This window comes from Mesorhizobium sp. M7A.F.Ca.MR.176.00.0.0, from assembly GCF_004023165.1.
Classification (GTDB): domain Bacteria; phylum Pseudomonadota; class Alphaproteobacteria; order Rhizobiales; family Rhizobiaceae; genus Mesorhizobium.
In genome coordinates, this window is the sequence record NZ_RZTC01000042.1 from 13,029 (window position 1) to 22,464 (window position 9,436).

Here is a 9,436-nt window from a genome sequence, read left to right on the forward strand (position 1 = left end):
CATTTCATCGTCGAGGAGGCGCTTTCAGGCGGCTGCAAAATCCCAAAGTCTTCCGCTACGGCACCGCTTTTGTTTTGCCGGGAGCTGGATTAGCTTACGTTTGCGTAAGCGGCAGACCGGCGAGGCGGAGCATCCGGCCGGACATCCACAGGGAGGAAGACATGTTTCGAAAACTGAGCCTGGCCCTTGCGGCCACATTGATCGTGGCGAGTGCGGCATGGGCCGATCCGATCGAAGGCAATTGGAAGACGCAGGCCGGCGAAACCGCGGCCATCGCCGCCGGCAGCTCGTTTTCCATCACGCTCAAGTCCGGGAAATATGCCGGCAAGACCATCGGCTCGCTCAAGGCGACAGGCGACAACAAATATGCCGGCAACATCACCGATCCGGCAAACGACAAGACCTATTCGGGCAAGGCGACATTGTCGGGCAGCTCTCTCAAGATGAGCGGCTGCGTGCTCGGCGGACTGATCTGCAAGAGCCAGACCTGGCACAAGCTCTGATCGACCACCCTTACGACATGAGGACGGGGCCCCAGCGGGCCCCGTTTTCGTTTTGTCGACACATCCTGCACCGGTGATGCTCGATACCCGCCGGCGGCTATCCAAACCGACGCCGGCGCCGTCGAAACCCCGTCAATCATCTTGAACGGCAGATGAACGCCGGCATCAGAGCCGGTTCAGTTGCATCAGGGCATTCTCCGGCGTGTTGAAGGAGACCGACCCGATGCTTGCTCGCCGCTTCACCATCGTCTGCCTGCTGGTGAGCCTGTTTGGAATGTTCTTCGCCATCCTCGTCGCCGAAGCGGGCCGTCCGGCCCGCGCCTGGGACGAAGCCAGTTCCAGAACCTGCCGCCTCGCCTGCCCCACCCATCTTCGCAACTGAACAAAGAACCAAGACCTCGAAAAGAAAAGCTGAAACACCATGAACCGCATCGCCGCCAACGCTCTCAAGACCCTTCGGCTTCTGCCGCGGGCGGCGCTTATCCTGGCGGTTCTGGCCGCTCCGGTTCTGGCCGTGCCGATGATGCGCTCAGATGCCGGCTCGACGATCGACGCACCAGCCCTGAAGAAGTCCGGCGTCGGCTTTGTGCTCCTGGTCAGCCTGCAGCGCGGTTGAAGAAAAACGGCGCGTTGGCCGCCTTCGGTCGCGACACCCCTCCCAAGTGCCGATCCAAGTCTCTATATTGAGCTATGGAAAAGCGAATCTACCCACAAGCCATCGAATCTGTCGTCATGCCGGAGCCTTTTGGCCGGCAAAGCTTTGATAGCGCCGAGAAAGCCGTCAAGGCACTGCAGGCGCTTTACGACCGCAACACCAAATTCCTGCGCGACTCGTTCGCAGAGCTGGCGGCAGCAGGCGGCGACAATGGCAAGCGCTACCGGGCCTTTTATCCGGAGATCGGTGTCACCACCAACTCGTTCACCCAGATCGACTCGCGCCAGGCCTATGGCCATATGCCGACGCCCGGGCATTTTTCCACCACCATCACCCAGCCGGGCCTGTTCGAAAGCTACCTCGTCGAGCAGTTGCGCCTGATCATGCGCAATCATGGGGTTGCGGTCACGGTGTCGGAATCGACCACACCCATCCCGCTGCATTTCGCCTTCCTTGAAGGCACCCATGTCGACGGCGCGACGGCAGAGCGCATCAAGCGGCCGATCCGCGACCTGTTCGACGTGCCGGATCTCGATGGCACCGACGACCAGATCGCCAACGGCACCTTCGAAGTCGCCTTCGGCGAGCCGAGGCCTCTGGCGCCCTTCACGGCGCAGCGCATCGATTATTCGCTGCACCGGCTGTCGCACTATACGGCAACCACGCCGCAGCAGTTCCAGAACTTCGTGCTGTTCACCAATTATCAGTTCTACATCGACGAGTTCGTCGCCCGCGCCCGCGACCTGATGGCCAATGGCGGCGGCGGATACACGGAGTTCGTCGAGCCGGGTAATGTCATCACCAAGAGCGGGCAAAGCGCGCCTAGCGAAGGCGTTGCACCGCCGCGCCTGCCGCAGATGCCGGCCTATCACCTGAAGAAATCGGGACATGGCGGCATCACCATGGTCAATATCGGCGTCGGGCCCTCCAACGCCAAGACCATCACCGACCATATCGCGGTGCTGAGGCCGCATGCCTGGGTGATGCTCGGCCACTGCGCCGGCCTGCGCAACACCCAGGCGCTGGGCGACTATGTGCTGGCGCATGCCTATGTGCGCGAGGACCATGTGTTGGACGACGATCTTCCGGTCTGGGTGCCGATCCCGCCGCTGGCCGAGATCCAGGTGGCGTTGCAGGAAGCCGTCGCCGAAGTCACCGGCCTTTCCGGCTACGACCTGAAGCGCATCATGCGCACCGGCACCGTCGCCACCATCGACAATCGCAACTGGGAACTGCGCGACCAGCGTGGCCCGGTACAGCGTCTGTCGCAATCTCGCGCCATCGCACTCGACATGGAATCGGCGACCATCGCCGCCAATGGCTTCCGCTTCCGCGTTCCCTACGGCACGCTGCTGTGCGTTTCGGACAAACCGTTGCATGGCGAGTTGAAGCTGCCCGGCATGGCGACCGAATTCTACAAGCGCCAGGTGGCGCAGCACCTGACCATCGGCATCAGGGCGATGGAGAAGCTCGCGGAAATGCCGATGGAGCGGTTGCATTCGCGCAAACTCAGAAGTTTTTCGGAAACGGCGTTCCAGTAGGCCGATGCCACGCATCGAGGCGGCATTTCTCATCTTGATTGGGCCGCATTTCTGCCGATAAGCAGGCGGCATGGAGAGAGCGAGCCTCGGGACATTGCTGATTTCGGTTGCATTCCTGGCAATGCTGGCCTGTTCGATCGCGCTGGTGGCCGGGTTTTTCGGAACGCTGCATCCCGCCTTCGATTCCTTCTCGCATTTCCGCGTCCACCTTGCCGTGCTGATGGCGCTTTGCGCGCTGCCGCTGCTGGCCACGACATTTCGCCTGCAGGCGGCCGTGGCACTGCTTTTTGCCGTGGCGGCCTTCGCCACCACTTCCGGGTCGCTGTCCTTCTCCCGCCTGTGGCCGGTTCAGGCCGCCTATGAAGCCAAGAACGAAGACCGCGCAATCTACAAGCTGCTGCAGATGAACCTGCGCTACGACAATCCGACGCCGAAGAAGGTGCTGTCGCTGATCGGCCGGACCAATCCCGACGTGATCACCCTCGACGAGGTATCGGCGATGTGGGCGACCGAGCTTGGCTATATCAGCAGCGCCTATCCATACCGGGTCCTCTGTCCCTATCCCAACGGCATATTCGGCGTCGCGTTGCTCTCGCGGAGGCCCTTTGCCGCGGGCACCGAGGCGCGTTGCGAAAGGCGCGGCGCCATGGCGACAGCGACCGTCGACTTCGGCGGCATCGACGTCGATGTCGCGGCGATCCACCTCAGTTGGCCGTGGCCACGCGAGCAGTACTGGCAGATCGGCGAATTGACGGAGCCGCTTTCCGCGCTCGGCGAGACGGCCATCATGGCGGGCGACTGCAATGCCGCGCCATGGAGTGCCGCCGTGCGGCGGGTCGCGGCGCTTGGCGGGCTGACCGTGATGCCGTCCGCCGGCCCGACCTGGATCCACATCAAGCTGCCGGACTTCCTGCGGCGCTTCGCCGGCCTGCCGATCGACCAGGTTTTCAGCAAGGGCGGCGTGACCATCCATTCCGCGACACGGCTGGAGGACACCGGCTCGGATCACCTTCCGGTCATGGTGGAGTTCTCGCTCAGGCTGAACCAGCAAAAGCCGCTCGATGAACATGAAACCGCGACCGCGGCCATAAGCCAGACCGGCAAGACGCCAGGCTGAAGGATCAGGGCCTGACCAAAGCGATGACGAGATGCTGGACATGGCCGCCATCGCGATGCTCGCGCGCATCGAAAGCGAGCTGCTTGGCCTCATATGCGGCATTGGTGGCCTTGATACGTCGCTGTGCCTCGCGACGTGTCTTGTAGCAGAACCGGTCGTCGGCAATCCTGAGGCCGGAGATCGATCTTTCCGTGGCCTGCATCATCTCCCTGGCGATACGGCCATGGGTTTCCTCATGGGCGCGGACGCCGGCGAAGAACCGCGTCCATCGCTTCCGGAGCGTCGGCGTGGTGGCCGAGGCGACACGCGGAAACGTATAGAAGAGATTGAGCGTGCCGTTGGCGCGCCGCAAGCGGCAAACGCCATTGTCCTGGCTGGTGTCAAGGTCCCAATCCACTGCGTAGCCGGTCAACGCGATGGCGTGCGTCATGAAGCCGTGCTTCGGCCCCTTGCGGTCCATAGCCTGCATCAGCGCCAGCCCCGTGGTCCCGGTGATGTCGTAGGTCCGCGTCTTGACCACCACCCTGGTGCCGGCCGAGGCCGCCGAAGCCAAACCGAACAGCGCACCGATCGCCACAAGGCATGCCAGAACCGCCAGGCGCATTGGCCATCTCCTTATCGTCAAGGAATGGAACCATAAGCGCGCGGCAGTTTCAACAGTCCTAATGTTTCACATGCGACGGGAGACCCGAGCCGTCGTCGGGTCCTTTGCACGCTGTGGCCGGCGCGGGCCTACATGCCCTGGTAGACCGGGCCTTCTCCGCCTTGCGGCGGCACCCAGTTGATGTTCTGGTTCGGGTCCTTGATGTCGCATGTCTTGCAGTGGACGCAGTTCTGCGCGTTGATGACGAAGCGCACATCCTTGGCCGTGGGATCGGCGGCGGCATTGCCGTCCTTGTCGACCCACTCGTAAACCCCGGCCGGACAGTAGCGCGTCGAGGGGCCCGCAAAGACATCGTGCTCGGAACGTTTCTGCAGTTCCATGTCGCCGACAAGCAGGTGGACCGGCTCGTTTTCCTCGTGATTGGTGTTGGACAGGAACACCGAGGACAGCCTGTCGAAGGTCAGCACGCCATCTGGCTTCGGATAGGCGATCTTCTTGTGCCGGGCGGCAGGCTCGAGCGTCGCATAGTCGGCCTTGCCATGCTTCAGCGTGCCGAAGGGCGAGACACCGAACAGCGTGTTCAGCCACATGTCGAGGCCGCCGAGGCCGACACCGACGATCGTGCCGAAGCGCGACCACAGCGGCTTGACGTTGCGCACCTTCTTCAAATCCTTGCCGATGTCGGTCGCGCGCCAGGCTTCCTCGTAGGAAGCGAGTTCGTCGTTGGCGCGCCCGGCACCGATCGCCTCGGCGACATGCTCGGCCGCCAGCATGCCGGACAGCACGGCATTGTGCGAGCCCTTGATGCGCGGCACGTTGACGAAGCCCGCCGCACATCCCATCAGCGCACCACCGGGGAAGGAGAGTTTCGGCACCGACTGCCAGCCGCCCTCGGTGATGGCGCGCGCGCCATAGCCGAGGCGCTTGGCGCCGTCGAAAGTCCCGCTGATCGCCGGATGGGTCTTGAAGCGCTGGAATTCCTCGAAGGGCGACAGATAGGGGTTCTTGTAATTGAGGTGGAGGACGAAGCCGACCGCCACCTGATTGTCCTCGAGATGGTAGAGGAACGAGCCGCCGCCGGTCTTCAAGTCAAGCGGCCAGCCGAAGGAATGCTGGACCAGGCCCGGACGGTGGTTCTCCGGCTTGACCTGCCAGAGTTCCTTCAGGCCGATGCCGTATTTGCCCGGTTCGCGGCCATCGGAAAGCTTGTATCTGGCGATCAACTGCTTGGCGAGCGAGCCGCGAGCGCCCTCCCCGATCAGCACATATTTGCCCATCAGCGCCATGCCGGGTGCGAAACCCGGACCGTGCGTTCCGTCCTTCTCGACGCCCATGTCGCCGGTGACGATGCCGGTGACGGCGCCTTGCTCATTGTAGAGCAGGCCGGCGGCGGCAAAGCCCGGATAGATCTCGACACCGAGCGCTTCGGCCTTGGTCGCCAGCCAGCGGCAGACATTGCCGAGCGAGACGATGTAGTTGCCATGATTGTTCATCAGCGGCGGCATCAGCATGTTGGGCAGGCGAAACGAGCCGGCAGGACCAAGGACCAGGAAATGGTCCGATGTGACCCGCGTCTTGAAGGGATGGCCGTCCTCGTCGCGCCAGCCCGGCAAGAGCCGGTCGATGCCGATCGGATCGACAACGGCGCCGGAGAGGATATGGGCGCCGACCTCACCGCCTTTCTCCAGGACGACGACCGAAAGCTCGGGATTGACCTGCTTGAGGCGGATGGCGGCGGCGAGGCCCGCCGGTCCGGCACCGACGATAACCACGTCGAATTCCATGCTTTCGCGTTCGATGTCGCTCATCAACCCCTCCGCACTGGCTTATCCCATTCGGGTATCTTGCTGGCTCCCGCGCTGCATAGCGCATCAATTGACGACAGGAAACCGGCGCATACGTGACAATGCCGTTTTGGCCAAAAAGTCGCGCATTGCGAGGCTGGAAGACTGCTTTTCGCCCGGCATTGCCTGCGAGGCGCGCGTTTTTAATTGTTCGACGGCTTGCTTATCGGCCATACTTCACGCCATGCGCATTCCTGGGCCAGCCGGCTTTTCATCGACGCGCTTTCTTTTCCCGCCCGGCCGGATCCGCCGGGCGCTCCTTTTGGCCCTTCTGATGCTGGCGCCGCATCTCGCTGCCGCCGACGAAGTGAAGGTCTGGGCGGCAGGCGCCTACTCCTTCTCCGACGAGCTTGGCGGCTTCCGCATCACCGGCGCCTCGGGCATCGGGACGAAGGATGATCCGTTCGTCATCACCGAAGAACTGAATTCGTCAACGCCGGTGACGCTGACGATCCGCACGACAAAGCCGATCCAGGCCTTCGGCAAGGCCGGCGAATTCGCCAACGGCATGATGTATATGCGCATCGAGGTGCTCAACAACAGCGGCCAGGCCTGGGTCGAATTCCAGTTCGAATTGCAGGAGATCCTGAATCGGCCGAGCGTGTTCGGCGACGGGCTTTCCTTCGACCAGCGCAACAAGACGCCGGACAATATCTTATCGAGCAATTTCGCCGATTTCGATCGCGATTTCGAACCCTATGACCGGCTGCTGTTCAGGAATGGCAAGGTCGACCCGCTGAAAACCGCCAGGTTCGAATTCCTGATGACTGATTACACACCGCGATGGACCTTCTATCTGGTGCAGGATCCGCGCATACCAACGGGGTAGAGAAGCGGACGCGGGGACGCGCGCTCCCCCCTCGAGGGGGAAATGTTGCCGAAGGCGACAGAGGGGGTCGGCACGACCGGACGCGACTCCCCTTCGCCGACAGAGGAGGCTGGCGCTCTACGCGCGGCGACCCCCTCTGGCCTGCCGGCCATCTCCCCCTCAAGGAGGGAGATCAGCTTTCACCGCCGCTTTCGCCAATCACCGATGTTGCAAATCGCCTCTCGGCAGACGAATGTGCCAGGCATGACTGCCGCCTCCCCCAACAACCGATCCGACATTGCCGACCTGCTGGCCTTTTATGCCAGCGTGGGCGTCGACGAGGCGCTTGAAGACCAGCCCGTGAACCGGTTTGCCGAGGTTGCGCCAAAGCCCATGGAGCGCGCGGCGGCGTCTTCGGGCGATATCGCCCCACCGCAGCGTTCGACGAATATGTCTCGCCCCGAACCAGGTGACAGATCAAGTGCGCCGCCGGTTGCGCGCCCAACGTCGGCCACCGTTCCCGACGAAGCGCAGGCGGCACTTGCCCGCCAATTGGCGACCACAGCAACGACGCTGGACGAGCTTCGCCAGCACATGGCGGCATTCGAAGGCTGCAATCTCAAGGCCACCGCCAAAAGCCTGGTGTTCGCCGACGGCAACCCGGAAGCCGCCGTGATGCTGGTCGGCGAGGCACCCGGCCGCGACGAGGACATCGAGGGCCTGCCCTTCGTCGGCCGATCGGGCCGGCTGCTCGACCGCATGCTGGCGGCGATCGGGCTCGACCGTACTTCAGTCTATATCGCCAATGTCATTCCCTGGCGGCCGCCGGGCAATCGCACGCCGACGCCGCACGAAACCGAGATCTGCCGGCCGTTCATCGAGCGGCAGATCGAACTGGTCAATCCGAAGGTGCTGATCAACCTTGGCGGCCCGTCAGCCAAGACCTTGCTCAACACCTCGGAAGGCATATTGCGGCTGCGCGGCAACTGGCGCGCCCACACGACGGCGTCCGGCATCGCCATCCCGGCCATGCCGACGCTGCATCCGGCCTATCTCCTGCGAACCCCGTCGCACAAGAAGCTGGCGTGGCGGGATTTTCTCGAAGTCAAGGCGAAGCTGCGCGCACTTGGGTGATTGGCCAATCTCCTCCACGAGGGGGGGAGATTGGCTGTCATCTCCGCTTTCGCCAATCTCCAATGTGGATAGGCGAACGCCGGCAAGAACTATGACCTCAGACGTAATTGAAATGCCCCCCTCTCCAGTCTAACCATGCCCTCATGACAACAGCCCAAACCTCCGCCGGCAGCCTCATTCGCGAGTGGCGCACCCGCCGCCGCATGTCTCAACTCGACCTCGCCATGGAGGCCGAAATCTCGCAGCGGCATCTGAGCTTCGTCGAAAGCGGCCGCGCCGCGCCCTCACGCGACATGGTGCTGCATCTGGCCGAGCAATTGTCGATGCCGCTGAGGCAGCGCAACCAGTTGCTGCTCGCCGCCGGCTTTGCGCCGAGCTTCGGCGAGCGCTCATTGACCGACACCACGATGGCGCCGGCGATGGCGGCGGTCGAGATCGTCCTCAAAGGCCACGAGCCGTTCCCGGCACTCGCCGTCGACCGCCACTGGAACCTGGTTTCGGCCAATGCCGCCATTGCCCCCTTCCTTGCCGATGTCAGCGAGGCTTCGCTGCTGACGCCGCCGGTCAACGTGCTTCGCCTCAGCCTGCATCCCGGCGGCATCGCGCCACGCATCGTCAATCTCCAGGAATGGCGGACGCATCTGCTCGAGCGCCTGAAACACCAGAATGACGCGAGCGGCGACGCGGTGCTGATCGAACTCGAGCGTGAGCTGAGGACTTATCCGTCCGGCTTGAAAGGCAGCCGGCCGGTGTCGGTAGAGCCGAACCCCATCGTGCACCCGCTCAGGCTTGCGCACGGCGACCAGGTGCTGTCGTTCATCAGCACCATCACCGTGTTCGGCACGCCGCTCGACGTGACCCTTTCGGAACTGGCGATCGAATCGTTTTTTCCAGCCGACGAGCAGACGAGGACGGTGCTGGTTCGGTTGGCGAAGGAGCGAGCCGAGCTGTCGTAATCACCCTTCAGGCAAAGATGCCTTGCGCGTGCGGGTCCGCTCCAGGCCAAGCTGGCGTTCGCGCCAGATGATGAAGATGCCGGCGGCGACGACGATCAGGCCGCCGGCAAGCATATGGAGCGTGGCGACGTCGCCGAAGACGAGATAGCCGACGACGACGCCGAGGATCATCGACGTATATTCGAACGGCGCCACGACCGAGGCTTCGGCATGGCGATAGGCTGCCGTCATCAGTATCTGCCCGAGGCCGCCGCAGAAGCCGGCGGCAACAAGG

12 protein-coding genes are annotated in these 9,436 nt (G+C 63.2%); 8 read left to right on the forward strand and 4 right to left on the reverse strand.

All coding sequences use genetic code 11. The annotated features are described in order from the left end of the window. Positions 1-161: 161 nt before the first annotated feature. The 5 genes from EOB59_RS16035 (at position 162) to EOB59_RS16050 (ending at position 3,816) form a co-directional block, all read left to right on the forward strand. The gene (locus EOB59_RS16035; protein WP_127398834.1) at positions 162-503 is read left to right on the forward strand and encodes a DUF2147 domain-containing protein; all 342 of its coding nucleotides are present in this window, start codon (positions 162-164) and stop codon (positions 501-503) included. A 223-nt stretch (positions 504-726) separates the two neighbouring features. Then, on the forward strand, positions 727-885 hold the full coding sequence (locus EOB59_RS35295) for a hypothetical protein (RefSeq protein WP_023812838.1): 159 nt from the start codon (positions 727-729) through the stop codon (positions 883-885). Positions 886-924: 39 nt separating this feature from the next. Further along, a complete protein-coding gene (locus EOB59_RS16040) occupies positions 925-1,119 on the forward strand; it encodes a hypothetical protein (RefSeq protein ID WP_127292634.1) in 195 nt (64 codons plus the stop codon). Between the two features lie 116 nt (positions 1,120-1,235). After that, positions 1,236-2,699 carry an AMP nucleosidase gene (locus tag EOB59_RS16045; RefSeq protein WP_245466279.1) on the forward strand — a complete coding sequence of 488 codons (1,464 nt, stop codon included), beginning with the start codon at positions 1,236-1,238 and terminating at the stop codon, positions 2,697-2,699. Between the two features lie 70 nt (positions 2,700-2,769). Next, entirely contained in the window at positions 2,770-3,816 is a 1,047-nt protein-coding gene (locus EOB59_RS16050; protein ID WP_127810908.1) for an endonuclease/exonuclease/phosphatase family protein, read from the forward strand. 4 nt (positions 3,817-3,820) lie between these two features. Here EOB59_RS16050 and EOB59_RS16055 read toward each other — a convergent pair whose 3' ends face one another. The 3 genes from EOB59_RS16055 to EOB59_RS35300 all read right to left on the reverse strand — a co-directional run bounded on the left by EOB59_RS16055 (position 3,821) and on the right by EOB59_RS35300 (position 6,438). Next, positions 3,821-4,420 carry a DUF922 domain-containing protein gene (locus EOB59_RS16055; RefSeq protein ID WP_127810909.1) on the reverse strand — a complete coding sequence of 200 codons (600 nt, stop codon included), beginning with the start codon at positions 4,418-4,420 and terminating at the stop codon, positions 3,821-3,823. Positions 4,421-4,548: 128 nt separating this feature from the next. Continuing rightward, positions 4,549-6,228 carry an electron transfer flavoprotein-ubiquinone oxidoreductase gene (locus EOB59_RS16060; protein ID WP_128288779.1) on the reverse strand — a complete coding sequence of 560 codons (1,680 nt, stop codon included), beginning with the start codon at positions 6,226-6,228 and terminating at the stop codon, positions 4,549-4,551. A 63-nt stretch (positions 6,229-6,291) separates the two neighbouring features. Continuing rightward, positions 6,292-6,438, reverse strand: a complete 147-nt coding sequence (locus EOB59_RS35300) for a hypothetical protein (protein ID WP_155930595.1) — start codon at positions 6,436-6,438, stop codon at positions 6,292-6,294. 10 nt (positions 6,439-6,448) lie between these two features. On the opposite strand from EOB59_RS35300, the gene EOB59_RS16065 reads away from it, so the two are divergent. The 3 genes from EOB59_RS16065 to EOB59_RS16075 all read left to right on the forward strand — a co-directional run bounded on the left by EOB59_RS16065 (position 6,449) and on the right by EOB59_RS16075 (position 9,162). Further along, positions 6,449-7,093 (forward strand): hypothetical protein, encoded by a 645-nt coding sequence (locus EOB59_RS16065; protein WP_127810911.1) that lies wholly within the window; start codon positions 6,449-6,451, stop codon positions 7,091-7,093. A gap of 243 nt (positions 7,094-7,336) precedes the next feature. Continuing rightward, the gene (locus EOB59_RS16070) at positions 7,337-8,206 is read left to right on the forward strand and encodes a uracil-DNA glycosylase (RefSeq protein ID WP_164873876.1); all 870 of its coding nucleotides are present in this window, start codon (positions 7,337-7,339) and stop codon (positions 8,204-8,206) included. Positions 8,207-8,349: 143 nt separating this feature from the next. Further along, positions 8,350-9,162 carry a helix-turn-helix transcriptional regulator gene (locus EOB59_RS16075; RefSeq protein WP_127810913.1) on the forward strand — a complete coding sequence of 271 codons (813 nt, stop codon included), beginning with the start codon at positions 8,350-8,352 and terminating at the stop codon, positions 9,160-9,162. On the opposite strand, the gene EOB59_RS36370 is transcribed toward EOB59_RS16075, so the two are convergent. Continuing rightward, positions 9,163-9,436: DMT family transporter (locus EOB59_RS36370; RefSeq protein WP_245486650.1), on the reverse strand; the 274-nt coding region annotated here is incomplete at its 5' end.

Bases quoted from the DNA above. Each gene is read 5' to 3' on its own strand.
- EOB59_RS16060 (WP_128288779.1), bottom strand. From the start codon at position 6,228: ATGAGCGACATCGAACGCGAAAGCATGGAATTCGACGTGGTTATCGTC.
- EOB59_RS16050 (WP_127810908.1), top strand. From the start codon at position 2,770: ATGGAGAGAGCGAGCCTCGGGACATTGCTGATTTCGGTTGCATTCCTG.
- EOB59_RS16065 (WP_127810911.1), top strand. From the start codon at position 6,449: ATGCGCATTCCTGGGCCAGCCGGCTTTTCATCGACGCGCTTTCTTTTC.
- EOB59_RS16035 (WP_127398834.1), top strand. From the start codon at position 162: ATGTTTCGAAAACTGAGCCTGGCCCTTGCGGCCACATTGATCGTGGCG.
- EOB59_RS16070 (WP_164873876.1), top strand. From the start codon at position 7,337: ATGACTGCCGCCTCCCCCAACAACCGATCCGACATTGCCGACCTGCTG.
- EOB59_RS16055 (WP_127810909.1), bottom strand. From the start codon at position 4,420: ATGCGCCTGGCGGTTCTGGCATGCCTTGTGGCGATCGGTGCGCTGTTC.
- EOB59_RS16045 (WP_245466279.1), top strand. From the start codon at position 1,236: ATGCCGGAGCCTTTTGGCCGGCAAAGCTTTGATAGCGCCGAGAAAGCC.
- EOB59_RS35295 (WP_023812838.1), top strand. From the start codon at position 727: ATGCTTGCTCGCCGCTTCACCATCGTCTGCCTGCTGGTGAGCCTGTTT.
- EOB59_RS16040 (WP_127292634.1), top strand. From the start codon at position 925: ATGAACCGCATCGCCGCCAACGCTCTCAAGACCCTTCGGCTTCTGCCG.
- EOB59_RS35300 (WP_155930595.1), bottom strand. From the start codon at position 6,438: ATGGCCGATAAGCAAGCCGTCGAACAATTAAAAACGCGCGCCTCGCAG.
- EOB59_RS16075 (WP_127810913.1), top strand. From the start codon at position 8,350: ATGACAACAGCCCAAACCTCCGCCGGCAGCCTCATTCGCGAGTGGCGC.